The 26,388-nt window shown below is 64.7% G+C and carries 28 protein-coding genes; 15 read left to right on the top strand and 13 right to left on the bottom strand.

Features of this window, described 5'->3' with window-relative positions:
• Positions 1–57: 57 nt before the first annotated feature.
• Together WD006_RS23445 and panE are read right to left on the bottom strand one after the other, a co-directional pair.
• Positions 58–1,641, bottom strand: a complete 1,584-nt coding sequence (locus WD006_RS23445; protein WP_011520168.1) for an alpha/beta hydrolase family protein — start codon at positions 1,639–1,641, stop codon at positions 58–60.
• A gap of 169 nt (positions 1,642–1,810) precedes the next feature.
• Positions 1,811–2,734 carry a 2-dehydropantoate 2-reductase gene (gene panE / locus WD006_RS23440; protein WP_029308724.1) on the bottom strand — a complete coding sequence of 308 codons (924 nt, stop codon included), beginning with the start codon at positions 2,732–2,734 and terminating at the stop codon, positions 1,811–1,813.
• 567 nt (positions 2,735–3,301) lie between these two features.
• Here panE and WD006_RS23435 point away from each other — a divergent pair.
• Positions 3,302–4,078: an enoyl-CoA hydratase gene (locus tag WD006_RS23435; RefSeq protein ID WP_029308723.1), complete on the top strand. Its 777-nt coding sequence runs from the start codon at positions 3,302–3,304 to the stop codon at positions 4,076–4,078.
• Positions 4,079–4,144: 66 nt separating this feature from the next.
• Here the strand turns inward: WD006_RS23435 and WD006_RS23430 are convergent, their stop codons facing one another.
• Together WD006_RS23430 and WD006_RS23425 are read right to left on the bottom strand one after the other, a co-directional pair.
• Complete coding sequence (locus tag WD006_RS23430; protein ID WP_008652586.1) at positions 4,145–4,573, bottom strand: MarR family winged helix-turn-helix transcriptional regulator; 429 nt, start codon at positions 4,571–4,573, stop codon at positions 4,145–4,147.
• Between the two features lie 157 nt (positions 4,574–4,730).
• Complete coding sequence (locus tag WD006_RS23425; RefSeq protein ID WP_008652587.1) at positions 4,731–5,060, bottom strand: calcium-binding EF-hand protein; 330 nt, start codon at positions 5,058–5,060, stop codon at positions 4,731–4,733.
• 572 nt (positions 5,061–5,632) lie between these two features.
• Between WD006_RS23425 and WD006_RS23420 the strand changes: the two genes are divergently transcribed.
• Entirely contained in the window at positions 5,633–6,469 is an 837-nt protein-coding gene (locus tag WD006_RS23420; protein ID WP_227874014.1) for a hypothetical protein, read from the top strand.
• A 94-nt stretch (positions 6,470–6,563) separates the two neighbouring features.
• A complete protein-coding gene (locus tag WD006_RS23415) occupies positions 6,564–7,271 on the top strand; it encodes an HAD-IA family hydrolase (protein WP_029308721.1) in 708 nt (235 codons plus the stop codon).
• A 39-nt stretch (positions 7,272–7,310) separates the two neighbouring features.
• On the opposite strand, the gene WD006_RS23410 is transcribed toward WD006_RS23415, so the two are convergent.
• Positions 7,311–8,336: a hypothetical protein gene (locus tag WD006_RS23410; protein WP_011520174.1), complete on the bottom strand. Its 1,026-nt coding sequence runs from the start codon at positions 8,334–8,336 to the stop codon at positions 7,311–7,313.
• A gap of 23 nt (positions 8,337–8,359) precedes the next feature.
• Entirely contained in the window at positions 8,360–8,695 is a 336-nt protein-coding gene (locus WD006_RS23405) for a cupin domain-containing protein (RefSeq protein ID WP_011520175.1), read from the bottom strand.
• A 509-nt stretch (positions 8,696–9,204) separates the two neighbouring features.
• Here WD006_RS23405 and WD006_RS23400 point away from each other — a divergent pair.
• The 6 genes from WD006_RS23400 to WD006_RS23375 all read left to right on the top strand — a co-directional run bounded on the left by WD006_RS23400 (position 9,205) and on the right by WD006_RS23375 (position 14,406).
• Positions 9,205–10,281, top strand: a complete 1,077-nt coding sequence (locus WD006_RS23400) for a porin (RefSeq protein ID WP_029308720.1) — start codon at positions 9,205–9,207, stop codon at positions 10,279–10,281.
• A gap of 135 nt (positions 10,282–10,416) precedes the next feature.
• Entirely contained in the window at positions 10,417–10,782 is a 366-nt protein-coding gene (locus tag WD006_RS23395) for a hypothetical protein (RefSeq protein WP_008652207.1), read from the top strand.
• A gap of 105 nt (positions 10,783–10,887) precedes the next feature.
• On the top strand, positions 10,888–11,565 hold the full coding sequence (locus WD006_RS23390; protein WP_029308719.1) for a membrane protein: 678 nt from the start codon (positions 10,888–10,890) through the stop codon (positions 11,563–11,565).
• 1 nt (position 11,566) lies between these two features.
• Positions 11,567–12,214: a hypothetical protein gene (locus WD006_RS23385; protein ID WP_029308718.1), complete on the top strand. Its 648-nt coding sequence runs from the start codon at positions 11,567–11,569 to the stop codon at positions 12,212–12,214.
• Positions 12,215–12,442: 228 nt separating this feature from the next.
• Positions 12,443–12,748 (top strand): DUF485 domain-containing protein, encoded by a 306-nt coding sequence (locus WD006_RS23380; protein ID WP_011520180.1) that lies wholly within the window; start codon positions 12,443–12,445, stop codon positions 12,746–12,748.
• On the top strand, positions 12,745–14,406 hold the full coding sequence (locus tag WD006_RS23375) for a cation acetate symporter (protein ID WP_011520181.1): 1,662 nt from the start codon (positions 12,745–12,747) through the stop codon (positions 14,404–14,406). Before WD006_RS23380 ends, WD006_RS23375 begins: the two co-directional genes overlap by 4 nt.
• Positions 14,407–14,434: 28 nt before the next feature.
• Here the strand turns inward: WD006_RS23375 and WD006_RS23370 are convergent, their stop codons facing one another.
• Entirely contained in the window at positions 14,435–14,713 is a 279-nt protein-coding gene (locus tag WD006_RS23370; RefSeq protein WP_011520182.1) for a hypothetical protein, read from the bottom strand.
• 160 nt (positions 14,714–14,873) lie between these two features.
• Between WD006_RS23370 and WD006_RS23365 the strand changes: the two genes are divergently transcribed.
• The 3 genes from WD006_RS23365 to WD006_RS23355 all read left to right on the top strand — a co-directional run bounded on the left by WD006_RS23365 (position 14,874) and on the right by WD006_RS23355 (position 16,718).
• Positions 14,874–15,062, top strand: coding sequence for a hypothetical protein (locus WD006_RS23365; RefSeq protein ID WP_029308717.1), 189 nt, complete (start codon positions 14,874–14,876; stop codon positions 15,060–15,062).
• Between the two features lie 82 nt (positions 15,063–15,144).
• Positions 15,145–16,407, top strand: a complete 1,263-nt coding sequence (locus WD006_RS23360; RefSeq protein WP_011520184.1) for a serine hydrolase domain-containing protein — start codon at positions 15,145–15,147, stop codon at positions 16,405–16,407.
• Positions 16,408–16,469: 62 nt separating this feature from the next.
• Positions 16,470–16,718 (top strand): hypothetical protein, encoded by a 249-nt coding sequence (locus WD006_RS23355; RefSeq protein ID WP_011520185.1) that lies wholly within the window; start codon positions 16,470–16,472, stop codon positions 16,716–16,718.
• Positions 16,719–16,800: 82 nt separating this feature from the next.
• Here WD006_RS23355 and WD006_RS23350 read toward each other — a convergent pair whose 3' ends face one another.
• A complete protein-coding gene (locus WD006_RS23350) occupies positions 16,801–17,448 on the bottom strand; it encodes a DsbA family oxidoreductase (protein WP_029308716.1) in 648 nt (215 codons plus the stop codon).
• A gap of 238 nt (positions 17,449–17,686) precedes the next feature.
• Between WD006_RS23350 and WD006_RS23345 the strand changes: the two genes are divergently transcribed.
• Positions 17,687–17,881, top strand: a complete 195-nt coding sequence (locus WD006_RS23345) for a DUF1059 domain-containing protein (RefSeq protein WP_008648807.1) — start codon at positions 17,687–17,689, stop codon at positions 17,879–17,881.
• An 81-nt stretch (positions 17,882–17,962) separates the two neighbouring features.
• Here the strand turns inward: WD006_RS23345 and cyoD are convergent, their stop codons facing one another.
• The 4 genes from cyoD to cyoA are packed head-to-tail and all read right to left on the bottom strand — an operon-like array spanning position 17,963 to position 21,947.
• On the bottom strand, positions 17,963–18,328 hold the full coding sequence (gene cyoD / locus WD006_RS23340; RefSeq protein WP_011520186.1) for a cytochrome o ubiquinol oxidase subunit IV: 366 nt from the start codon (positions 18,326–18,328) through the stop codon (positions 17,963–17,965).
• Positions 18,325–19,005, bottom strand: a complete 681-nt coding sequence (gene cyoC / locus WD006_RS23335) for a cytochrome o ubiquinol oxidase subunit III (protein WP_011520187.1) — start codon at positions 19,003–19,005, stop codon at positions 18,325–18,327. Before cyoC ends, cyoD begins: the two co-directional genes overlap by 4 nt.
• Before the next feature lie 2 nt (positions 19,006–19,007).
• Entirely contained in the window at positions 19,008–20,984 is a 1,977-nt protein-coding gene (cyoB, locus tag WD006_RS23330; RefSeq protein ID WP_011520188.1) for a cytochrome o ubiquinol oxidase subunit I, read from the bottom strand.
• 3 nt (positions 20,985–20,987) lie between these two features.
• Positions 20,988–21,947, bottom strand: a complete 960-nt coding sequence (cyoA, locus tag WD006_RS23325) for a ubiquinol oxidase subunit II (RefSeq protein ID WP_011520189.1) — start codon at positions 21,945–21,947, stop codon at positions 20,988–20,990.
• Between the two features lie 111 nt (positions 21,948–22,058).
• Between cyoA and WD006_RS23320 the strand changes: the two genes are divergently transcribed.
• A complete protein-coding gene (locus WD006_RS23320; protein ID WP_011520190.1) occupies positions 22,059–23,456 on the top strand; it encodes a PLP-dependent aminotransferase family protein in 1,398 nt (465 codons plus the stop codon).
• Between the two features lie 9 nt (positions 23,457–23,465).
• Here the strand turns inward: WD006_RS23320 and WD006_RS23315 are convergent, their stop codons facing one another.
• Complete coding sequence (locus tag WD006_RS23315) at positions 23,466–25,226, bottom strand: OPT/YSL family transporter (protein ID WP_029308715.1); 1,761 nt, start codon at positions 25,224–25,226, stop codon at positions 23,466–23,468.
• A 226-nt stretch (positions 25,227–25,452) separates the two neighbouring features.
• On the opposite strand from WD006_RS23315, the gene WD006_RS23310 reads away from it, so the two are divergent.
• Entirely contained in the window at positions 25,453–26,388 is a 936-nt protein-coding gene (locus tag WD006_RS23310; protein WP_029308714.1) for a 2-hydroxyacid dehydrogenase, read from the top strand.

Raw genomic sequence — 26,388 nt, 5'->3', positions numbered from 1 at the left:
GATGGAAAAAACGCGCGGCGGGTCGCCCCGCCGCGCGTTTTTTATCGACATTCCCGCTCAAAACTGTCCGAAGAACGCTCGCGCGGCGACCATGCAGAACGGTGCCACCAGCGTGCCGTGATACGCCTGGATGACCGCCGACGCGCCGCCATCCTGCGCACCCGCCGCCACCGCCTGTGCGGCAACATTCATCTTCGCCAACGAGAAGCCTTGTTTGAGCGCCGCATAGGGGTCGCTTGGGCCGGCGATGGGCGCATCCACATCCAGCACGCTGGTCAGGCCCGCCGGCACCTTCGCGCTGCTCCAGTACGCCTGCTGCACCGTGGCGTTGAAGAAGAACACGGTGGGGTCGTCATGCCCGCCGCATAGCTGGACCGGCGCGCGTGGCTGCCAGTTGCGTAGATCGTTGATCTTGAAGTCCACGCGCAGCGGTTGCACGGGCCGCGTTGCCGGCGCCATCGACACGGTCGAACTCGGGAACGCGCCGTCCGGATTGACCAGCGCATCTTCAAGCATGGCCAGCCGGTAGTCGTTGCGCACGAGGTCAGCGTTGCCGAAACCGAGCGCGAACACCGGCGTCAGGTCTGGCGATGCCAGCGGCGGCGCCTTCGGCGGCGTCAGCGATGCGAACTGCGAGGCCGGCGGCGTACTGTTGAAGAGCTGAGTAGGCGGCAACTTGCCCTGCGTGAAGATCTTGTCGAGCGAATTCATGCTCGGCAGCAGGCTGGCGATGCCTGGCGCATAGGCCGACTCGTAGAAGTCGGACGGCTTGCGGTAGAGATTCTGGTAGGACCGCTGGTAGCTCGTGGTGACGAGCACGGCGAACACCGTGGAACCGATACCCACCTGTCCGGCCACCAGTGCGTCGCCCATTGCCGCCAGTGCATACGGCCCCGACCCCGGCGCCGACGCGGTCACCGGAATCCCGGCAGCCTGCAGCAGCCGGTGCGTGGCCATCGCCACGTAGCCACCCTGCGAATATCCGGTGACGAAGAGCTTGCCGCTCTCCTGCACGTTGCGCCCGCCACCCGGCGCCCGCATGACGACACGCGCGGCGGCAAGCGCGCCCACCATGTCGGCCGATTGCTGCGCCCCATTCAGGTACGGGTGATAGTCGAGATCCGAGCCCGCATAGCCGGCATAGTTGCTGGCCACGACGATATAGCCCTGCGCCGCGTACATCGCAGCCACGCTGATGCCCTCCGACGCGCCGTCGCCGTTACGTGGGTCGGTCTGCGTGATATCGGCGAGGTTGTACTTCTTGTATGTCGTGGTGCCGTGCGCGTACAGCAGCGTCGGGCGCGGACCACTGCAGGCCGCGCCACCGGGAATCATCAGCGCGGCGCTGGCGTTCGCCGGTTCCCCGGCGCCGCCCACCGTGCGGTAGCGCAGCGTCACGATCTCGATGTCGCACCGTGGCACGCCCGCAACCTGCATGAGCTGGCGCCCATCGTCAGTGGATCCGAGCAGTGCCGCCAGTTGAGCCGCGCTCAGGCGCAAGGTGGTCTGCTGGTTCAGCAGGCCACCTCCGCCAAAGCCGCAACCTGCGCCGTTGCATGCCGTGGTGCTCTGAGCGCTGGCGCCCAGCGTGGTGCAGGCCGCCAGCGAGGCAAGGCCCACCTTGAACAGGATTTCCCGCATTTACGACCTCCTCCGCTCTTGTTTTACCCGGCATGGCTCGTGCCGGGCGCTGCTTGTAATGTGCGGAGTGTAGGTAAACGGCGTCGTTCGCCCAATCGAAATCGCGTGTATCAGGCTTGATTCTGTCCTGACAAATTCTGCGATGCGGGCGAATCGGACGCCAGCGGCTTCAGCCTCCGCGCGCGCGGCGCGCTTCGTAGGCTTTCAGGCTGGTCAGCGCCATCTCCAGCGTGGGCGCTGCGGTCTGGCCACGGCGGGCCAGCATGTCACCCACGATCTGGTCCGATTCGATCGCCCCGCCGCGCTCTAGGTCGCGCAGCATCGAGGCCGTCAGCGGCGATCCTTCGGCAAACAGCGTGGTCTTCGCCTGCTCCAGTGCGGGGCCCCGGGCCGGATAGCCATTGGCGGCCGCAACGCCGGCGCATTCGCCAAGCAACGCCGCGATGGTCTCGCGCCCGCGTGGCGCGGCGAGAATATCGCCGATGGTCGCTCGCATCAGGCAGGTAGCCGATGCCAGCGTGGCAAGGAACAGCCATTTCTCCCACATGTCCTGCAGCATGGCGTCGCTGCGTTGGACGTCGAAGCCGGCATCGCTGAAAGCGGCGGCCAAGGCCAGCGCGCGCTCACTGCTGCCCGAAGGGCGCTCGCCAAACGACAGAACGTGGAAGCTCGACAGATGAAGAATGGTGCCCTGGTCATCGAGCGTGCTGGAGATCAAGCAGCGGCCCCCCATGACACGCCCGGCGCCGAAACGCGCATCGAGGCGATCCAGATGCTGCATGCCGTTGAGCAACGGGATGATGACCGTGTTCGGCCCCATGGCGGGCGCGAAGCCATCCATGGCGCTTTCGAGGTCGTACGCCTTGCAGCTCAGCAACACCACGTCATAAGGCTGCGTGATCTGCTCGGACAACACCACAGGGGGATTCGGGAAATGCAGGTCGCCGTGCGGGCTCTTAACTCGCAGGCCGTGTTCGGCCAGTTGCGCGGCGCGGCGGGGGCGCACCAGGAACGTCACATCACGCCCGGCCTGCAGCAGCCGCGCGCCAAAGTAGCCACCCGTGGCTCCCACTCCGACAACCAGAATTCGCATCCTCCACTCCCAGATCTGGCCCGGCAACGAGCCGGGCAATGCGCCATTGTAGTGATGGCCTGGAAAGTCTGCTGGAAGCGAAATGCCGGTCGCCGGATGGCGCGGAATCCGGGACTCGTGGCGTTGCGCGCGGGTCAGCCGCACGCAGCGCCACGAGCATCAGGTCATGTCAGTAGATTGAACACCAGCCCGAGTGCAATGGCGCCGCCTAGTGTCTCCACGGCAGCCAGCGCGATCAGGTTTCTCAGAATGAAGGCATCGTCCTGCTTGGTCACCATGGTGTTGTCTCCAGAAAGGTTTCCAAACCCCGGGGAGACGCCGCGCGCCCCCCGGCCACACTGCACAACCTGGGTTCAGTAGACTGCAACGCCGCCAAGCGGAAAAGTCGGCACAAACCCTCATGGGGTGATTGCTGATGGCATACAGGTCACGCGCCTGCCGCGGCTCTGGAGGAAAGGGTGATGCTCGCGCCGGTTTACTTCGCACGCGAATAAACTATACTTTGCATCTACTTCGTATACGAACATCTTCATTGCCCCTACCCCTTCCATTGCAGGAGACAAAGCCGTGATTCCGGAAATCCAAGCAGGACTTGAACGTGGCGTGCTGACCCTCACGATTTCGCGAGCGGACAAGAAGAACGCGCTGACCAACGACATGTACGGCGCCCTGGCGGACGCCATCGAGAATGCATCGACCGACGCATCGGTCCGGGTCGTGCTGATTCAGGCTGACGGTGATTCCTTCACGGCCGGCAACGACATCGGGGAGTTCGCGGCCCAGGCCACCGGGAACGCACCCAAGGAGCGCCATGTCGTGCGATTCCTGCATAGCCTGGCGAATGCCACAGTGCCGATCGTCGCGGCAGTCCAGGGCAAGGCCGTCGGCGTCGGCACGACCATGCTGCTGCATTGTGACTATGTGGTTCTGGCCGACGATGCGCAGTTGATCACGCCGTTCGTGAACCTCGCGCTTGTGCCCGAGGCAGCGTCGAGCTACCTGCTGCCGTTGCGCATCGGCCACGCGCGCGCGTTTGAAATGTTCTCGCTGGGCGATCCGTTGCCGGCGGACACCGCCGTGGCATGGGGCATCGCGAACCGGACGGTTCCGGGCGACCAGCTGCGCGCGGAAGGCCGACGCATCGCGGAAAAGATCGCCACCAAGCCGTCCGGCTCTCTGACGGCAATGAAGCGTCTGATGCGGGAGGCCGAGAAACTGGTCGCGCAGATGGACGCCGAGAGTTCGACGTTCGTGGAGCGGCTGCGCAGCGCGGAAGCGAAGGAAGCCTTCACGGCGTTTGCCCAGAAGCGCCAGCCGGACTTCAGCAGGATCGCCAAGCAGTGATGCGTCAGAAGGCGTCGTCCGCGTCGTCCGCGTCGTCTGCTTCGGCGCCTTCGTTCATCCCCGGCATCACTCGTCGTCGCTGGCCGGGAACTTGTCCTGCAGGCTCGTCAGCCAGCGCGCCACCACATCGATCTCGGCGGCCGTGAACCCCTCGGTCAATCGGGCATTCAGTTCGGTGAGATTCGACCGGGAGCGCTTGAGCGCGGTGCGTCCGGCATCGGTCAGCCAGATGCGGAAGGCCCGGCGATCGTGCTCGTCCAGGCCGCGTTCGACCAGCCCCGCCCGCTCCATGCGATCCACCAGCCCGCTCACGCCCGGCGCGCCAAGGTCGAGCGCCGCGCCTGCCTCGCTCATCAACGCGCCATCGTTCTTGCCGAGGAAGAACAGCATTCCGGCCTGCGATGCGGTGACGCCACCGGCGGCGGTGCGCGCCTGTGTCCATCGATGCAGCCGACGCTGACCGACATTCAGGAGGTAGACAAGTCGAGGATTCAAGACGGCACCCGGGTAATTTAGTTCGCGCGCGAATTTTTTAAATGTTATCACGCACGTCACACGGGTCTTTCGACAACCGGGGGGACCGGTCTGGAGATACGCTCAGACGCGCACAAGGCGGCGCCGGTGGCGACCGCCCTGGCGGATGCGGCTCGGATCAGTTCAGGTTGCCCGGGTCCTGAGCGCGGCGCTGCTTCGCCTTGGCGGCGTAGTACGCGCCAACCTGCTTCTGCGTGACGTAGCCCTTCTTCTTGGCATCGATCTTGTCGAAGTCCTTCGCCACGTGCGGCATTCCTGCCTCGGCTTCCTCGCGCGTCAGCTTGCCATCGTGGTTGGCATCCGCCTCGTTGAACTTCTCCGTGAACTTCGCCTTGGCTTCCTGCGCGTTCGCGGGTGGTTGCGGCTGCGGTTGTGTCTGTGCGCCAGCGGTGGCGGACAGCAACAACAACGCGAACACTGCGCCGGCAGCGGCGAAACGATGGCTCATATCAGTCTCCTCGGGTAACTCAGGTTATTGTGATGCCACCGCGGGCCTCCCCACAGCAGCGGTACTGCAATGGACCCAATCCAGACGCATTCTATGGGCACCGCTTGCGTTCGGCCGACGCATCGAAAGAATTCAATTCCGCAGCGCAAAGGCTTCACATCAGGTTGTCTTCATCTCGTGACAGCCACGACTCGACGCGGCTGCGGCCGCCCCTCGTGGCGCAATAGGGTGCAAGGAGCCAGCCCCAGGCTTCAAACGCCCGTTCGCCACATACCGGGCGCGGCGTCCCATTGATCACGGCACGCTGCGTCACGAGCGTTCTGAGGATGCACACGCAATCACCCAGTAACGGCGCCGCCACGATGGAGGCTTTCCGTCTCAGGAATTACGACGGCGGACGAATGATCGGAACGTCGCGCGTATGGGAAACCCGATCTGGCGGCAAGTGCATCATGACCCGCCCATCGCATTGCGTGCTTGGGCATCGCCCGGGCTTTCGTCTACGTTATAAAACCAGGCCGCTTCAATGGGGGGGCATGATGAAGAGGGTCACTGTGCGCTGGGCCATTCGTATGGCCATCTGCCTCGCAACCGGCCTGCTCGCGGCAGGCAACGTGAGCGCATCGGACATCATCTGCCATTCGCGCGGAACCAACGCCCCTGTGATTTGCGATGACCCCAGCGGCAACGGGATGCGCTGCTCGCTGAACACCAGCAGCTCACGCGCAAGTGGCACGCGCAATCGCCTGGTGTGCGATTCACCGGGACTGTCCGAGCGTTACGAACGCATCTATGCCGAGCAGCAAAGGATGCTGCACAAGGGCACGATCCAGAACGCCGATATCGTCGCCTGGCGCGCCCGGCGGGATGCCTGTGATTCGGCACGCTGCCTCGATGGCCTGTTCCACCTGTTCTGGCGGGACCGCAGTTCGATGCACAGCACGACGGCCGCCGCACCGCACGTCGCAGCGAGCGCGCCATCGACCGGACGTCATGACGCGCCGCCGACACCCGCCGCGCCAGCGCAACGCATGACAACCATAACGGCACCTGTCCGCGCGACAGCCACCGCTGCCATCGCGCAGCCGGTTCGCACGACATCGTTTGAAACACCCGTTGCCATGTCTGTCGCCCGCGCCCCCATCACTTCGACAACCGCTGTCGACATCTCGCTGACCGATTCGGACACGGCGACGAATGCCGACGAGTCCGGACCTGCATCACTGGCGTGGGCCAGCGCCTTGCTGGCACTGGTCATCACAGGAACCACGGCTGGAGTCCTCTGGCGCCGTCGACACGCCTACCCGCCTTATCGGCCGCCCGTGGTCATCCCTGCGGCCATCGTGATCGTGTATGCGCTGCTGCTGGTCAACGTGTTGCTATTGCCATTCACGCTCAGCCTGAAGTGACCTTGCGGTCGACCCGGCCTGCGGGGGCGATGCGAACGAAGATGGTAAATTCGGCGGAGTCCCCCCGCAACTCCGCTTTTTCACGTTCCCCACCATGCGTCTGGCCGGTATCTCCGCAATATCTCTCGATCTCGACGACACCCTTTGGGCTTTCGAACCTGCCGTCGTGCGCGCGGAACAGGTCCTGCATGACTGGTTGCTGCAGCAAGCGCCCAAATCCGCACCGATCCTTTCATCGCCCCAGGTGCTGCGTGACCTCCGCGTCCAGTTCGAGGCCATGCGCCCCGAACTGGCTGGCGACATGCGCGCGCTGCGGCTGGGCTCGATCCGGCTGGTGCTCGACATGTCGAACGAAGACCCCGGCCTTGCCGAGGCCGCCTACGACGCTTTCTACGCTGCGCGCCAGCAGGTCGATTTCTTCGACGATGCGCTGCCCGCGCTGGAATGGCTGAGCCAGCGGTTTCCACTCGTCGCGGTATCGAATGGCAATGCGAATCTCAAGCTGACTGGCGGGCACCAGTTCTTCCGGGCTTCGCTGAACCCGCAGAGCTTCGGCAGCGGCAAACCCGGCGCCGCGATTTTCCACGCGGCAGCCGATGCAGCCGGATGCGCGCCCGGCCGAATGCTTCACGTCGGTGACGATCCCGACCTCGACGTAGCCGGCGCGATCGCCGCAGGCGCACAGGCCGCATGGGTGGTGCGCTCCGAAGAGGCGTCCGCCGCGCAATGGTCACGCAGCAGCCCGCCTCCGCACCTGATCGTTCGCGATCTGCGGGCGCTGTGTCAGGCACTGGACGCCTGAAGCGCGTAGAGACGTTATCGAAAGAAAACGAAACGTCTCTTAGAGGAAGCGCTCCGCTTCGTCCAGCATATTGCGCACCGGGACTATCGCACTGCGCTTCACCCGCACCAGCATGAACGCCCGGACCAGCGGCGGGTCACCGGGGATGGTCGCCGACGACAGCTCGACGTCATCGCCACCCACGTCGTCATTCGTCAGCAGGACATTCATGCGGCTCAGCCGCACGTGCCGGTAATCCACCCGGAGCAATTGCCTGACATCCCCGATCACCTTGATCAGGATGTCCAGTTGGCGATCGAGCGTGCCGGTGGCCTCGGACAGCTTGGCCAGTTCGGCATCGTTGCGCGCGATTTCGGCGTCCAGTTTCGCCACCTCACCGATTGCCGGTTCCACCGCGCCGCCCACTACCGCGCCCATCCCCTTGCCTTGCGACTCGAGCAGGCGCTGCCGCGTCTTGAGCAGTGCGATCTCCTGCTTGAGCGCATCGCGCTTCGTCAGCCTGCTGGCAATGCGCGCCATCCCCTGGATCGCCAGTTGGTCGAGCATTCGGCGCACGATCTCCTCGCGCAGCGCTGCCTCGGTCGGCTCGCACATCGTGAGTTGGTGATCGCTGAAGCTGAATGTCGTCTGCGGCACATCGGAGCGCACGGTATCGCCTTCCGTGGCCACGCCGAGCGTGTGGCGCTCCACCATGGTCATGCCGAGCACCGCGTACGCCTCATCGGCCGCCAGGTTGTTGTCGAAGAACTTGCGCAGTGTCGCGGCCCCATTCAGCGCGCGGGATACGTCGTCCGCCGTCGCAAAGCAGGCATGGATGCAGGCATCCGTCGACCAGTCGGCCGCGCATGCCTCATGAACGGCGGGCAGTTGGGCCACCAGCCCCCTGACGTATTCGAGCGCCGCGGCGGTATCGGGCGCCAGCCTCTGCTGGTAGCGCGTGGCCAACCGCAGGCGCGGATTCAACGCCGTCATGCGCTCGATTGTGTCTTCGACGTCACGTCCGCCTCTGGCGCCCCCACCGGATGCCTCGGTCCCGCGACGCCTGAACCATCTGCTGATACCCATCGGATCCTCTTGTCAGTCGTGTGTCAGCCGTGATTCAGCAGCACGATCGTCAACAGCAGCGACGCATCGCTGAGCGCCGCCACGTCGTGCGGCTCCCCGCCAGCGAGGTAGAGCAGATCGCCGTGTCGAAGCCGTTGGGCAACGCTGCCGAGCGTTACCTCGATTTCGCCTTCGAGACATTGAATCGTGACCGGGCCGGGTACCGCGTGCTGTGGCAGCCGCTTGCCGGCCAGCATGACGAGCCGGGCAACTTCGAGGTGGGGGGCCTTGAACAGCGCGCTACTCGGTGTTTGCGCCAGGTCCGTGCCGAGCGGCAGGACGCTCGCGGTCTGGCCAGACGAAAGATGGGGCAGTGACATGGATAGGGGCTCGCTGATTGGATGAACGCCGGGCGGCGCGACGCACGCCGCATGTGGCCGCTTTCAGTCTATTGCCAGAACCGGCCGGTCAGAAAGGGACGTGCGTCAAAAGACGCGCATTTCGGGGCGTTGGGGCGAATGCAGTAAACTACGCATCGTTCGCCACGCCGGACGCGGCCCATCGTGCATGTCTTTATCCGCACACGAGCCGCCGTCACGAACGTCGAAGTGGGTATCCGGCGAACACATCCCTGGGCCCTCGCGCCCGCCCCACCAGCCTGCCCGAACCTGCCAACGAGCGGTCCGGCTTGCGCCCCCTCCAGGCTTTGCCTGCCGCTTCGACCCTCGATCCGGGCCTACGCGCCGTTTGCCGCGCACGGTCTGGATAACGCCCCGCGCGCCCTGACGGGACCGCCGCACGGGACTGGAACCCCCCAGGCAACTGCCTGACCGGTCTGCCCCTGGACGCGCTCATGCGCCGGGCGGGACCGAATTCCGGAGGACAATCCATGAAGAAGTCAGCCAGCCTCTGGCTGCTTGCCGCTACCGTCGTGCCCGGCACCACTTACGCCGAATCCGGTGTGAACCTGTACGGCATCGTCAGTTCGGCGGTGCGCTATACCTCGAACCTCGATGGCCGGCATCATGACCAGGTCGCGCTCGTATCGGGCGGCATGGTAGGCAGCCGCTTCGGCCTGCGGGGCTCCGAGGACCTTGGGGGCGGCAACAGGGCCATCTTCCAGCTCGAGGCCGGCATCGGCAGCGACGATGGCCGCGCGGCCTACAACGCATTTTTCGGCCGCCAGGCCTGGGCCGGTCTCTCCGGCAACTGGGGCAGTCTGACCTTCGGGCGCCAGTACAACGCGCTCAACAACATCGGCTGGGCGTTCAATCCGCTCGATCGGGGCTGGGGCAACTTCTGGTCCGACCCGCTGTACGTCGGCGGCGACATCTTCTTCCAGGACTACCGCATCAACAACAGCGTGGTCTATCAAAACACGGTCGGCCCGTTCTCCGTCCAGCTCGACTACGGCGCGGGCGAGCAACCCGGCAACCAGAGCCGCGGCACCACGCTCGGCGGCGGCGTGAAATACCAGCAGGGACCGCTGGCGCTGGGCGTGGCCTACGACCAGCGCAGCAGCACCGATGGCACGAACACGATCCGCAATTACTCGGTGGGCGGGTCCTACGCGTTCGGCAAGGCCACGGCCTACCTGGGCCACATGGGACGTCGCGAAACAGCCAGCGATGCCTCATTCGCCACCTCGTTCATCGGCCTCGGCTATCAGCTCACCCCTGCGCTGCATCTGTCTGGCGCCTATTACCGCTACCAGCAACGCGGGGCCGTGACCACGCAGTTCCAGGAGACACCCATCCTGCTGGGCAGCGGCAACGCCGACAGCGTCGCCCTGGTCGGCGACTACGCGCTCTCCAAGCGCACCAGCCTGTACGTAGAGGCCGATGTCGTCTACGCGCGCGGCGGCACCGTCGGCCGCGAGACCGAGTATTGGGCTGGCACGCCGGTGACCGACATCGACAGCACCACACGCGTGGGCGTCATGGTCGGCATGCGCCATCAGTTCTGAGCATCCGGCTGGTTTCCATTGGTCCCTTGGGGGGTCCCTAGGGCTTTGGACCAATGGAGACCATACAGCGGCAGGGATAAAGTGGATCGAGCACAACGGACAGCCGCCTCGCAGGAGAAGATCTTGAAGCCATTGATGCGTACCGCCTTGATTGCCGTGCTGGGCCCCTGCTGGCTGGCGGCCTGCAATACCGCGCCAATCCCGCCCGGCAAACCCGTCGATATCTCCACCGCGCTGGAAAAGATCACCACCGACCTGTGCGCGTTCAAGCAGAAGTTCGCGCAGAAGGCACAGGGCCAGGGCGTGGCGGTGGATACCTATCGCGTCGAGCTGGCGCTGAGTGTCGACGGCGCGCGGAATCCGCCCGTGGCCGTCGCGCCGGATATCGCCTTCATGCCGACCGTGAGCTATGGCCAGACCATCACCATCGCCAAGGACAGCAAGGTAGTGGTGACCTTCAAGGACACGGGCGCATCGAGCCTGGCGTGCGACGGCCAGTAGCGCCGCAGTCCTGAACACAGCCGTCCGCCCGGAACCAACTCGAACCACTCCAACTTACTCGCCAGGTGAACAGCCATGCCAGGAAGCCAATCGGAGTCCGATGCGATGGAGCAGGCGGACGAAGGGCGCGATCCAGCCCTTAATGTCGTCGATCGTGTCGCGGAGATGTGCTTTGGGCTGTTCATGGCCCTGACGTTCGTCGGCGCGGTATCTTCGGCAACTTCTGCAGCCTCCCCGACTTCCGGGGCCGACGCGGGCCACACGATGCTCGTCACGGCGCTTGGCTGCAATCTGGCCTGGGGGCTCGTCGACGCGATCATGTTCCTGGTACGTACCCTGGCGGATCGCGGGATGCGATTCAAGGTCGCAACGGCCGCCCGGGAGGCGCCAACCGCAACCGAGGCCGTGCGTGCCATCCGCACCGCGCTGTCACCCAGCGCGCAGTTGCTGCTGAGTGACGCCGAGATCGACATGTTGCGTCAGCGGATGGCCAATGCCGTAGAACTCCCTGAGCGGGCGAAGCTCAATGCCCGCGACTTGCTGGGGTCCATCCGCATCTTCTTCATCGTCGTGCTGTCCACGTTTCCCGTCGCGCTGCCATTCGTGTTGCTGAGCGATGTGCCGACGGCCCTGATCGTTTCCCGCATCCTGACCCTCATCATGCTGTTCGTCGGCGGCATGGCGCTCGGTCGCCACGCGGGATTCAATGGCTGGGCCACCGGCCTTGGCATGACCGCGCTCGGTGTCGTCCTGACGATGGCCGTCATCGCCCTGGGGGGATGAGATGCGCCACCCGGTCGCCGCATTGGGTATCGCGCTGGCCGTATCCAGCGCGCACGCGCAGGAGGCTGCCGCGCCTGCGGCCAACGCATCGCAGGAAGCGCAGCCACCCGCCTGGAATTTCTCGCTCGCCGGCTACTGGAACATGCCGCGTCAGGAACAGAGTTACCTTTCCGCCATCGCGATCGCGGAGCGCGACAAGCTGCATCTCGAAGCGCGTGCCAACTACGAGGCCATGCACGCGCAATCGGCCTTCGTTGGCTGGTCCTTCGCCGGCGGCGAAACATTCACCTACAAGGTGACGCCGATCATCGGCTTCGCCATGGGAAGCATCCACGGCGTGATTCCGGGGCTGGAGGCGAGTCTCGCCGCGTACAAGTTCGACTACTACATCGAAGCCGAGTACCTGACCGGCTCCGGCACGCAAACGCCAAGTTATCTCTATGCCTGGAGCGAGCTTGGGTATCGTCCGGTCGATTGGCTGCGGCTTGGCTTCGTGATGCAACGAACGCGGATCTACGGCGGCGATCGTGAGTTCCAGCGTGGCGGCCTGGTGCAACTCACGTTCAAGAGCGTGACGGTCGGCTGCTACTGGTTCAATCCCGGCTCGTCCGAACAGGTGGTCATGACGAACCTCACCGTCTCGTTCTAGTTCTCCCGCGCGCGGCAGCACGCAATGTCGTGACGCCCCAAGCCCATCCCGACGCACCACTCCGCGTTTACCCCCGGGAAATTCTCTGACCCGTGTAAGAAGCAGGTAAGCCGAGCACCGTACCTTGTCGGCATGGTTCCCTGATGACGCTCATATTGCGCACCCCGCTGGCGTGGCGCGCGGGCGGCACTCGGCCATGCAAAGCGCACAAGTACGCAGGAGACAGAGATGAATGACGATCTGGTCGAAAGACTGAAGACCAACCCACGGTATCAACGACTCGTCCACAAGCGCTCGCGGCTTGGCTGGATACTCACGCTCGTCATGCTCGTGGTGTATTACGGCTACGTGCTGCTGATTGCCTTCGACAAGGACCTGATGGCCAAGAAGGTCGGAGACGGCGTGACCACTTGGGGCATGCCGATCGGGCTGTTCGTGATCGTCTTCACCGTCGTCATCACGGGGCTCTACGTGCGTCATGCCAACAACACCTATGACGAGCTCACCGAGCAGATCAAGCGGGAGGTCGCATGAAAACGCATCACGTTATCGCCGCAGGCGGCGCATTGCTGTTGTCGACGGCCGCGCTGGCCGCGGGTGGTGATCTTGGACAGGCCGTCAAACAGCCCACCAACTGGACGGCCATCGGCATGTTTGTCGTGTTCGTCATCGGCACGCTGTTCATCACCAAATGGGCGGCCAAGCGAACCACGTCCGCGGCGGCGTTCTATACGGGCGGTGGTGGCATCACCGGCTTCCAGAACGGCCTGGCCATCGCTGGCGACTACATGTCGGCAGCATCGTTCCTCGGCATTTCCGCCGCCGTGTTCGCAAACGGCTACGACGGCCTGATCTACTCGATCGGCTTCCTGGTCGGCTGGCCAATCATCACGTTCCTGATGGCGGAGCGCCTGCGCAACCTCGGCCGCTTCACGTTTGCCGATGTGGCCGCCTACCGCTTCAAGCAGGGCCCGATCCGCGCGTTCGCGGCGTCGGGCACGCTGGTGGTGGTGGCGTTCTACCTGATCGCGCAGATGGTGGGCGCCGGGCAACTGATCAAGCTGCTGTTCGGGCTCGAGTACTGGATCGCGGTGGTGATCGTTGGCGCGCTGATGATGGTGTACGTGCTGTTCGGCGGCATGACGGCAACCACCTGGGTGCAGATCATCAAGGCTGGCCTGCTGTTGGGCGGCGCATCGTTCATGGCCTTCATGGTCATGGCGCAGTTCCACTTCAGCCCCGAGGCACTGTTCGCCAAGGCCGTTGAAGTCCATGCCAAGAAGGACGCGATCATGGGCCCGGGCACATTCATCAAGGACCCGATTTCTGCGATCTCGTTCGGCATCGCGCTGATGTTCGGCACGGCCGGCCTGCCGCACGTCCTGATGCGATTCTTCACCGTGCCCAACGCCAAGGAAGCGCGCAAGTCCGTGTTCTGGGCCACCACGTGGATCGGCTACTTCTACATCCTGACGTTCATCATCGGCTTCGGCGCCATCGTGCTGGTGAGCACCAACCCGACGTTCCAGGACGGTAGCGGCAAGCTGCTCGGCGGCCTCAACATGGCGGCCGTTCACCTGGCCACTGCAGTGGGCGGCAACGTGTTCCTCGGGTTCATCTCGGCGGTGGCGTTCGCGACAATCCTGGCCGTGGTGGCCGGCCTCACGCTGGCCGGCGCGTCGGCGGTGTCGCACGACCTGTACTCCACGGTCTTCATGCACGGCAAGGCAACCAGCTCGATGGAACTGCGCGTGTCGCGCATCACCACGATCATCCTCGGCATCATCGCCGTGGTGCTCGGCATCGTCTTCGAGAAGCAGAACATCGCGTTCATGGTGTCGCTGGCGTTCGCCGTGGCGGCATCGGCCAACTTCCCGGTGCTGTTCATGTCGGTGCTGTGGAAGAACTGCACCACGCGCGGCGCGATGGTTGGCGGCTTCCTCGGCCTGCTGTCAGCCGTGATTCTGACGGTCCTGTCGCAGGCGGTGTGGGTCGACGTGTTCCACTTCAAGAATGCGCCGTTCCCGTACACGTCTCCGGCGCTGTTCTCAATGACGATCGGCTTCGTCGGCATCTGGTTCTTCTCGATTACCGACAGGTCGCCCCGGGCACGTATCGACCGTGCCGGTTTCGAGGCACAGGAACTGCGTTCCGAGACCGGCATCGGCGCCGTCGGGGCCGCAAGCCACTGATCCGCCCGGCGCCGCCCTCCCGCGGCGCCTACGGCAACTGCTTGCCGGGCAGCGTGGGTGTCACGCCACGCGTGCCTGCGGCGGGCACTCGGCGCGTGCCGGTCGGTCTGGCGCGCGCCTTCTCCTTGCCTGACACCGGCGCAGCCAGAATGGCCTGGCCTTCGAACTGGCCGCGCGCGTCGAACGCCCCCATCCGCACCGGCTCGCCCATGCCGCCCACCACATGTTGGGCCAGCGCGTTACCGGAACTGGCTGCCGCAAGCAGCCATGCTGCCGTCATCACACGAACGCCGCAATCCCTTTTCATTCGATCCTTCCGTATCCCTTATCGTCACGGTCGGCGAGCATAATGCGGGCGGGATGCTGGCGTTGTAATGAATTGTTATGCCCCCTCGCAAGGCCACCTGACGGCCCGAACCGGCCGCTTGCCGGCCCACCTGCGTACAATGCCGGGCTCAACTCGTGGGATGACGTCCGTGAAGAAAACTGACCTGGAAAAGAACAAGGGTCTGAAGATCAACAACAGCATGAAACAGTACGGTGCCAACCGGGCTGGCTCGCTGCCTAAGGGCAGCCGCCGCGCGGAGACCGGCAAGACCGGCCTGCTCGGCAAGCTGCTCGGCAAGGCCGTGCCGCCGGAGAAGGCTGGCGACTGAGCGGGATCCGCGTCTCCCGGGGTATCCTTGACCCTTCACGGCACATGCAGCACTGGACTGAACGCCGGATCGAGGAGAAGCCATGGATATGCAAGGCAGGGAAACGCAGGGGATGTCCCGGGAGCGGCTGGGGCGGATCGATCGTTTCATCAATGAAGCGTATATCGCCAACGGCAAGCTACCGTGCGCGCTGACCCAGGTGTGGCGGCGTGGCGAGCTGGTGTTGAACTCGGTGCTGGGCCAGGCCGACCGCGAGCGGCAGGTGCCGCTGGCCGAGGACTCGATCTTCCGCATCTACTCGATGACCAAGCCGATCACCTCGGTGGCGATCATGATGCTGCTCGAGGAATGCAAGATCGCGCTGGACGATCCGGTCAGCAAGTACATTCCCGCATGGGAAAACCTCGGCGTCTTCACCGGCGGCTTCATGGAGAGCTTCCAGACGCGCGCGCCAGCACGACCGATGCAGGTGGTCGACCTGCTGCGCCACACCTCTGGACTGACCTACGGCTTCCAGCAGAACACCAATGTCGATGCCGCCTATCGCAGGCTGAAGCTGGGCGACATCGCTACGGACGGCACGCTCGACGACATGATCGAGAAGCTGGCCACGCTGCCGCTAGAGTTCTCGCCGGGCGAGGCCTGGAACTACTCGGTATCGACCGACGTGCTGGGCTACCTGGTCGGCAAGATCAGCGGCATGCCGTTCGAGACCTTCCTGAAGGAACGCATCTTCGATCCGCTGGGCATGGTCGATACCGCGTTCCACGTACCCGAGGACAAGGTATCGCGCTTCTGCGCGTGCTACGCCATCGGCGCGCTGGGTTCGAAGGTCATTTCGCCGCGTGGGCCGATGCTCCAGGACGATCCTCTGGCCAGCACCTACCTGAAGCCGCCCAGCTTTGTCTCGGGTGGCGGTGGTCTGGTGTCGACGGCGGCGGACTACATGTGCTTCGCACGCATGTTGCTGCAGGGTGGCGAACTCGATGGCGCGCGCCTGCTGAGTCCGAAGACCCTGGCGCTGATGACCGCCAACCATCTGCCGGGCGGTGTGGATCTGCCGCGCATGTCCCGCTCGATGTTCAGCGAGGCCACCTACGAAGGCGTCGGATTCGGACTCGGCTTCGCCACGACGCTCACGCCAGCCACCACGCTGATTCCCGGCAGCGCCGGAGACTTCTTCTGGGGCGGCGCGGCCAGCACCTTCTTCTGGGTCGATCCTGAGGAAGACCTGATCGGCCTCTTCCTGACCCAGCTCCTGCCGTCGTCGGCCTATCCCGTGCGCCGCCAATTGCGCACGATGGTCTACAGCGCGATCACGGAGCCGGGCGCCGGTGCGCGCTGAACGTCACACGCATCGGACGGTACTACAATGCACGCATCAGAGACCGAGTCGGGATACCGTTGATGAAGAAAGCAACTTCCCTCGTTGCGATCGTGCTGATCGCCTTCAGTACGCTGGCCAACGCCAGCGTGGCCGAAGGCGCCCGTGAATTCAAGGCCGACGTCAAGGCGGCAGGCAAGAAGACCGGACACGCGGTGCACGAGACCGCGATTGCGATTGGCGACGGCGCCAAGGCTGCCGGCCATGCCGTCGCCGATGCCAGCAAGCGTGGCTATCACTCGACGAAGAAGTTCGTAACGGGGCATGAGTAAGGGGCACGAGTAAAGTCGCCCCGACGTCCAGCAGGCAACGTGGCCGCGTGCGGGTGGAGACCCGCACGCGGCCACGATCACTTCATGACTGCCGTTTTTCCAGCACTTCGCGAATCACCTGCTCGAAGGCTTCCGGCGGTTGCCCGCCCGTGAGGAGGTAGCGGTTGTCCAAAATGACCGATGGCACCGAGTTGATACCCATCGACTGGAACTGCGCCACCTCAGCGCGCACTTCATCGGCATAGGCATCGCTTTCCAGAATGCGGCGCGCCTCCGCGCCATCGAGACCCGCCGATTGCGCGGCCTCCACAATCACGTCGTGATTGCTCGGGTCCTTGCCCGCGCCGTGATAGGCCTTCAGCAAGGCCAGCTTGAGCGGCAGCTTCTTGCCCTGCGTGCCGGCCCACTGCAACACGCGATGCGCGTCGAACGTGTTGTAGATATGCGTCCGGGGGCCAAACTCGAATCCGACCGCCTCGCCGCGCTCGCGGATCTGTACCTGGCGCTCGGCAAGCTGCTCGGCGGTGCTGCCGTACTTCGTGCTGACGTAGTCGAGGATGGTGCGGCCTTCCGGCGGCATGTCCGGATTCAGTTCGAACGGATGCACGACGATCTCGGCTTCCACTTCGTCCCCGAGACGCTCCAGCGCCTGCGTGAGCGACGTCAGGCCAATGGCGCACCATGGGCATGCGATATCGGAAACAAAATCGATCCTGAGTGCTTGAGTCATGACTTTTCCTGATCTGCGGAATATGGGAACCGCGACAGGTTAGCGTGAATCGCCGGGCCGTGCTTGGCGATGCGTGCCACGCTCTATACTGGACATGACATCGGCCAACCGCGCCGGTGTCCCGTCAACGACCACGCCTGCAGGAGGAGCCGAACTCGCGGATGCTGCGCAGCCGGCCTCCGCACTGGGAGCCCCCGAGGTTCCCATCCCGACGAACCATTCGCGCCAGGAGGCAACGATGGGACGCAAATTCATCGATTGCCGCGACTATCCCAGCCAGATGCATTGCACGGTGGCACTCAGTGCTGATACCGAAGAGGAACTGCTGGAAGCCGCGGTCCAGCACGCTGTACAGGTGCACGAGCATCAGGACACGCCAGAGTTGCGCAGCCAGCTCAAGGCGTGCTTCAAGGACGGCTCGCCGCCGAGTTGAAGCCTGGATAAAAAAGGGGCGCGGCGGCACAACGCCCATTGTGCCGCCACGCCTTCCCCAAACCGGATCGGTTCGATTCGCTCAGCCCTTCGGGCTGGCCTGCAGCGGCATGGACTGCATCGGCATCATGTTCAGATTGGCGTTGTGCATGACCCACAGCGAGCCAGACACCACGATGGCAATCAGGAACACCGTGCAGGCGAAGATCGCCGTGTTGCCACGCTGCCCCTTGCGCGGGCCCAGATGCAGGAAGAAGACCAGTTGCACCAGCAACTGCGCGATGCAGAGCAGGACGATGACCGCGAGCCCGTAGCCCGGCGGCAGTACCCCACTCATCACGGCACCGAAGGACACCAGGGTCAGCACCACCGACAGCCCGTAGCCGATCAGGTGGCTGCGAATGCTGCCGTGCGACGATTCATGAGCGGTAGCGCTGGTGGGCTTCACAGGAAGGTCCTCAGGTAGACGATGGAGAAAACGCAGATCCACACGAGATCCAGGAAGTGCCAGAACAGGCTCAGGCAGGCCAGGCGTCGACGCACGATGCCGTCGAGGCCGAACACCTGGATCTGGTGCACCATCACGATGATCCAGAGCAGCCCGGCCGTGACGTGCAGGCCGTGCGTGCCCACCAGCATGAAGAACGCCGACAGATAGGCGCTGCGGCCCGGGCCCGCCCCTTCGTGAATCAGTTCCATGAACTCGAAGATCTCCATGCCGACGAACGCCGCGCCGAGCGCGAACGTCAGCACTATCCAGCGGATCACCTGGTTCGGATTGGCCTTGCCGTCCTCCAACTTGATCATCGCCACGCCGAAGGTCAGGCTGCTGGTCAGCAGCAGCATCGTTTCACCGAGCACGAAGCGCAGGTCGAACAGTTCGCGCCCGCCCGGGCCGCCCGCGGTGTTGTTGACCAGCACGCCGAACGTCGCGAACAGCACCGCGAAGATCAGGCAGTCGCTCATCAGATAGAGCCAGAAGCCCAGCGTGGTGCGCGACTGCACCACGTGATCGTCGTGTCCGTCGTGACCGTGGGCAGCGTCATGGCCGTGGGCGTCGGACGCATGGCCCGGCGCATGGATGCCGGGCGCTGCGTCGGCCCGGAGTTTCAGGGATGTCGTCATGATCAGTTGGAGCCTTGCAGTTGCTGGAAGCGCGCGCGTTCGATGCGTTCCACTTCGGCGGCGGGGACGTAGTAGTCCACGTCGCGGTCATACGCGCGGGCGATGAAGGTGAAGATCATCGCGGCCAGGCCGAAGCCCACCATCCACCAGATGTGCCAGACAAAGCCGAAACAGAACACAAGGCCAAACACGGAGACGAGGAAGCCAGCCGATGTATTGCGCGGCATATGGATGTCCTCGTACCTGGCGGGCTGCGCGTAGGCGCGGCCGGTATCCTTGTCTTCCCAGTGCTGCTCCAGCGACGTGATGTTCGGCACGTGCGCGAAGTTGTAGAACGGCGCGGGCGAGGCGGTGGCCCACTCCAGGCTGCGGCCATCCCACGGATCGCCGGTCAAGTCACGGTTCTGGTTGCGGTCACGCACGCTGACGTAGAGCTGCCACAGGATTGCCAGGATGCCGGCGCCGATGATGCACGCGCCAACCAGCGCGACGATCAGGTACGGCTGCCACTCGGGGTTGGTGTAGTGGTTCATGCGGCGGGTCATACCCATCAGGCCCAGCGCGTACAGCGGCATGAAGGCCAGGTAGAAGCCGATCAGCCAGCACCAGAACGCGACCTTGCCCCAGAACTCGTTGAGCGTGAAGCCGAACACCTTCGGGAACCAGAACGACATGGCCGCCAGACAACCGAAGACCACGCCACCGATGATCACGTTGTGGAAGTGGGCGATCAGGAACAGGCTGTTATGCAGCACGAAGTCCGCGCCCGGCACGGCCAGCAGCACGCCGGTCATGCCGCCCACCGCGAACGTCACCATGAAGCCGATGGTCCACAGCGTCGACGAATGGAAGCGGATGCGGCCGCGATACATCGTGAACAGCCAGTTGAACAGCTTCACGCCGGTCGGAATCGAGATGATCGACGTCATGATGCCGAAGAACGCGTTGACGCTGGCGCCCGAGCCCATCGTGAAGAAGTGGTGCAGCCAGACGAAGAACGACAGCACACCAATCGACGACGTCGCGTAGACCATCGACTTGTAGCCGAACAGCGGCTTGCGCGAGAACGTGGCGATGATCTCCGAGAACGCGCCGAAGCACGGCAGGATCAGCACGTAGACCTCGGGGTGGCCCCAGATCCAGATCAGGTTCACGTACATCATCGCGTTCCCGCCAAGCTCGCTGGTGAAGAAATGCATGTCCAGATAGCGGTCGGCGGTAAGCAGCGCCAGCGTGGCGGTGAGCACAGGGAAGATCGCGACGATCAGGATGTTCGTGATCAGCGCGGTCCACGTGAACACCGGCATCTTCATCAGCGTCAGGCCCGGCGCGCGCATCCGCAGGATCGTGACGATGAAGTTGATGCCTGTCAGCGTGGTGCCAAGCCCTGATATCTGTAGCGCCCAGATGTAGTAATCCACCCCAACGGTCGGACTGTACTCAAGACCACTGAGCGGTGGGTAGGCCACCCATCCGGTGGCGGCGAAATCGCCAACGAACATCGAGATCATCACCAGCACCGCGCCAATGGCCGAGAGCCAGAAGCTCAGCGAGTTGACGAACGGATAGGCCACGTCGCGCGCGCCGATCTGCAGCGGCACGATCACGTTCATCAAGCCCAGGATGAAGGGCGTGGCCACGAAGAAGATCATGATCACGCCGTGCGCCGTGAAGATCTGGTCGTAGTGGTGCGGCGGCAGGTAACCGGCGGTCTCGCCGACGGCAATGGCCTGCTGCGTGCGCATCATGATGGCGTCGGCAAAGCCGCGCAGCAGCATGACCAGCGCCATGATGATGTACATCACGCCAACGCGCTTGTGGTCCACCGAGCAGATCCACTCGCGCCAGAGGTAGGTCCACTTGCGGTGATACGTGATCGCGCCGAACAGGGCGGCGCCGCCCAGCAGTACCACCACCAGCGTGCCCATGATGATGGGTTCGTGCATGGGGATGGCATCGAGAGTCAGTTTTCCGAACATGGGTTATTGCTCCACGGTGTCGGGCAGCGGCGGCAGAGCGGCGCGCAGCGTCTCGGGGCTGTCCGCGCGGCAGATGTCGCCATTGCTGGCCATGTATTGATCGACGACACCCTGGAACAGGCGTGGCGAAACGTTTGCGTAGATGGTGACCGGGTCCTTGCTGCTGGGCTGCTTCAGCGCGCGGTAGGTCTGTTCGTCGAGCACGTTGCCGGACGCGCGGGCGCGGGCGATCCAGGCATCGAAATCCTCGCGCGAGGTGGCAACCGTCCGGAAATGCATGTCCGAGAAGCCGGCGCCGCTGTAGGCCGCGGAGCGGCCGTCGAACACGCCAGTTTCATCGGCGATCAGATGCAGCTTGGTTTGCATCCCGCTCATCGCATAGACCATGCTGCCGAGCTTCGGGATGAACAGTGCATTCATCGTCGATTCGGCCGTGATGCGGAAGTTGATGGGCGTGCCGACCGGCACAGGTAGCTCGTTCAGCGATGCCACGCCGTACTGCGGATAGATGAACAGCCACTTCCAGTCGAGCGCGACGACGTCCACCTCTATCGGCGCCACCTTCGACTCGAGCGGCCGGAACGGGTCGAGCTTATGCGTGGTGTCCCAGATGATGATGCCGAGCAGCGCCACGATCACGCACGGGATGCCCCAGACGACGACCTCGATCTTGGTCGAATGCGACCAGCGCGGCGCGTACTCGGCCTTGGTGTTGGTCTCGCGATACCGCCACGCGAACACCAGCGTCAGGATGATGACCGGGATGACCACCAACAGCATCAGCGCGGTGGACAACACGATCAGGTTGCGCGTTTGCACACCTACGGCGCCGCTCGGGGAGAGCAGATCGTAGGAACAACCGCTGAGGATCAGGGGAGCCGCGACGTAGAGCCACGCGCGGACTTTGGGGGGGATGGGTATCCGCCGGCGGACATGCTCCGGGGCGGTAACTCGCTCACGCATTTCAGACACCTATTGATGGGGGCACAGGCGTATTCCGGGTATTTGTATGGATTGGCCTGAGGTGCGCGGGATGCTAAGGTAAGACAACATCCATACAAGACGGATTTTTCGGTGCGTACAAAGACATCCGCGCTTACAGGCAAGCCGGCCTGGATCGGCGAGTTCAGCCCGACCGGCGGGCCGCGCTATCTGCAGATCGCGGGATTCCTCGAACACGCGGTGGCGGACGGGCGGCTCTCTCCCGGGGACCGGCTGGCGCCTCAGCGAGAACTGGCAGCAATGCTTGGCGTGGACCTGACCACGGTGACGCGGGCGCTGGCCGAGGCGCGGCGCCGCCGGCTGGTCGAACCACGCGGCTCGCTCGGCACCTTCGTCGCCGCGCCGGTCTTCGAACTGGCCCAGACTGTGGACCTGAGCATGAACGTGCCACCACCGCCGGAGAGCATCGACTTCGACGACATGCTCCGGCGCGGGTTGGCGCAGGTGACGCTGCACGCGGACGCCAGCCTGTTAATGACCTACCAGTTGGGCGGCGGCACCCAGCCGGATCGCGAAGCCGGTGCGCGGTGGCTCGGACCGATGCTTGGAACGGTAGCGTCCTCACGCGTGATCGCCAGTCCCGGCGCCCAATCGGCGTTGTCGGCAGTGATCCTCAGCCTCAGCGACCCCCGGTCAGTCATCGCGGCGGAGCCGCTGATCTATCCGGGGCTGCGCGCGGCGGCGGCGCAAACGGGGCGGCGCGTGGTGACGGTGGCGACAGATGACGACGGAATGCGCCCCGACGCGCTCGAGGCCGCTTGCCGCGCGCACGCGATTCGGCTCATCTACCTGAACCCGACGCTGCAGAATCCCACCACGCACACGATGCCCGAGCACCGTCGGCGTGACATCGCACGGGTGGCCGCCCGGTGCGGCGCGCGGATCATCGAGGACGACCCGTACTGGCTGCTCACGCCCGACGCGCCGCCCCCGGTGGCCGCACTCGCGCCGGCGCAAACGATTCATATCGCGACCCTGTCGAAATGCCTGAGCCCCGGATTGCGCACCGCATACGTGGTGGCGCCCGATGTCGACACGCAGGAATTGATTCTGGCCGCGCTACGCGCGATCACCCTCATGGCGTCGCCGATTGCCACCGCGCTTGCCACGCAGTGGATTCGCGATGGGTCCGCCGAGGCATTGCTGAACGGCATTCGCAGCGAAGCGGCGGCGCGGCAGCAGATGGCGCGGCAATGGCTGATCGGTGCAGACCAGTCGCCGCAATCTGGCATCCATGTGTGGCACCCGTTGCCAAGTTACTGGACGTCGAGCGGATTCAGCCGCGCGGCCAGCGACGAGCACCTGCGGGTGACCGCATCGGATGCGTTTTCCGATGGAGCCGATGCGCCCAACGCCATTCGTATATCGCTCGGCGGCGTGGCGGAGCGCGCGCAGCTTTCGATGGCGCTCAAGAAACTGTCGGGGTTGCTCGCACGCAAGCCGCCACACGCAATGCTGCAGGTGATCTAGTCCGCCGTATCAGTGCACGACCGCCAGCAGGCCCGCGATGCCGAACCCCAGCGCGGCCAGCGCATCGCCGGCGATCAGTCCGCCACCGACCAGCGATGTCGTGCTCATGTCATCGGGCAACGCCGCATCTTTTGATGACGATTGCACCCGGCTGTCGACCAGGCTGGCGACCACGCCACCGGCCGCCATCCACGCGGCGGCGGGCAAGTTGACGAAGCCGCCGAAGGACGACGCATACGGCGACGGCAGCAGCACGGCATCCAGAAGGAAATCGCAGCCCTTGCCAACACGGCTCTGCTCCGCGAACCGGCGATAACGCGCCGACGCCCTTATCAGCTTGCGCAGGACTTCGGTGACGAGCCCAATGCCCAGGCCGATCCATACCGCCAGACGCAGATACGGCTTGTCCTCAGTCATGCTGCGCAGCGCACCGACAATCTTGTAGGTCATGGCCGACGTCCAGCGCGCGGGCTGCGCATCGGCGGGCAGCGTGGTCTGATCCAGTCGCAGAACCGGATAAGCATCCATGAACAGACGCGCGAGCAGCACCGCCAGGATCGCGCCCACGACGATACCGGCGACCTGATAGCCGAACTGGATCATGCGATTGGTGCCAAGGCGCCAGCCGGTGGAACGGTCTTGCTGCATGTCACACGCCTCCGCGGTGGAGACCAGCAGCACGGTTGCGGCAATCAAGCCGACATGCGGCTGACGCAAACCCACCGCCGCCATCAGGATCACCGTCAGCACGAACGCGGACGAAATCGGATTCTGGTCGACCATGCCGACCGAGATGCCGTTGACTAGCGCGAATATCAGCACCAGTGCCACGGCCATCAGTTGATAGCCGACCGGTTGGCCGAACCAGGCCACGCCGGTGGCCACGACCGCCGCGCCCCAGACCGCTACCCATGCGACGATCCAGCGCTGCGGCGCCCTGCCGCCCGAGGCAATGGCACGCGTGCGTTGCGCCGCGCGCATCAGGAGCAGCGACACATCGACGGCCGCCGCGCCCATGATCATGCCCAGCGCGATCAGGAACGTGATCTTGCGATAGGGGTCGCCCGGTGCCAGCCAGCCGATGGAAACAAAGTACGGCGTCAACGCCCAGCTCGCGAGCCCGCCGACCAGCGCCGCGATGCCAATGCGGGCACCGACGATCATGCCCGCGCCAAACGTGGAAGCCGACAGGTCGATCGCGCCAAGCCATACCACGCGTGTGGCACCGATGCTCGCCAGCACGCCAAGCCCGGTGCCGCCCGCCAGGCGGGCAACCGAGCGCCGCAGCAGCACGGGATCGGTCAGCGCGCGCAGGATATTGGCCACCGCGAGCCCGGACGGGAACGTGAGCTGCATCCGGTCCACCAGCAGCGGGGTATAGAGCATTCCCACGCCCACCCCATACATGCCGATGCAGAGCATGTAGCCGATCAGCTGCCACATCGGCGGCGGCGTCATGCCCATCCAGCCCATCGCCTGGATCACGACGGCTATGCCGCTCATGCCAGCCACGGACGCGGCGGCGGTCTGGATGTAGTTCGCGCCGTGACGCCCGGATGCGCCGTAGCCCGCCGTCACGGCCGACCCGAGAATGCCGGCCAGTACCTGTCCCCCCACGAAGAACCCGAGCGAGAAGTTCATGTAGGCCGCGGCGATGCCGCCGAGCGGCCCCAGGATCAGCATCCCGGCCGCGCCGAGCAGCAGGTGGTATTGCCAGCTATCGGGGGCGGGCAGCCAGGTTGGGGATTCTCGGGTGAGGGTAGTGGGCATCGGGTGATTGCGAGCGGCTGCGGGAGGATGCCGGACATCTCCACCATCCTCGACCGCCAAAGCGTACCTATTTCTGCGCACGCCAAATGCCCGAAGCGTACCCGTTTCTGCGAGCGTGGGCGAGGGCCGGCAGCCATCGAGCATCAGGCATAAAATGGCGCTTCGGCCGCTGAAGCCGACATCCAGAAGCAGTCTCTCCCTCGCCTTGCCGTTACGTCCTGAAGTCATGAAGCCCGCTCTGCTCATCCTCAACCATCTCGAACCTGCCCACCTCGCCCTTATCGCCGAACACTACGACGTTCGCTATGCGCCGACTGCCGCCGAACGCGCTACCGAGGTCGCTACCAATGGCAAGACCTTCCGCGCGGTGCTCACCATCGGCAGCATTGGCTTGACCGCGAAAGAAATCGACGCGATGCCCTCGCTGGAGCTGGTCTGCGCGATGGGTGCCGGCTACGAGAACATTGACACCGCCAAATGCCGCGAACGCGGCATTGCCGTCGGCAACGGCGCCGGCACCAATGACAGTTGCGTGGCAGACCATGCGATGGCGTTGCTGCTGGCGTCGGTACGCCGCGTACCCGCGTACGATCGCGCCACGCGCGAAGGCATCTGGCGCAATGCGCTGCCGCTGGCCCCGAATTTGTCAGGCAAGCGGATGGGCATCGTCGGGCTGGGCACGATCGGCCGGCGAATCGCGCAACGTGGTCTCGGGTTCGATCTGGAAATCGGCTATCACAACCGCCGCCCGCGCACGGACGTGCCGCATCGCTACTTCGACAGCGTGATGTCCCTGGCCGAATGGGCCGACTACCTGATCATCGCCACGCCGGGCGGCGCAGAGACGCGCCATATGGTCGACACGCCCGTGCTGCGCGCGCTGGGCCCGGCGGGCTATCTGGTGAATATCGCGCGTGGCAGCGTGGTAGACACGGCGGCGCTGGCGGCCGCGCTTCGGGCAGGCGAACTAGGCGGCGCTGGGCTCGATGTCTATGAAAGCGAGCCGGCACCGCCCGTCGAACTGTTCGATTGCCCCAACGTCGTGCTGACGCCGCACGTGGCCGGCTGGTCGCCCGAAGCAATCTTCGCCTCGGTCAGCCAGTTCGTCGAGAACGCGCGGCGGCACTTTGCCGGCGAGCCGCTGGTGGCGCCGGTACTCTGA

The organism is Cupriavidus sp. Met-2, assembly GCF_049843575.1.
Taxonomy (GTDB): Bacteria; Pseudomonadota; Gammaproteobacteria; order Burkholderiales; family Burkholderiaceae; genus Cupriavidus; species Cupriavidus metallidurans.
The sequence above is the reverse complement of the archived record's forward strand: the minus strand, read 5'-3'. Positions and strand labels throughout refer to the sequence as shown.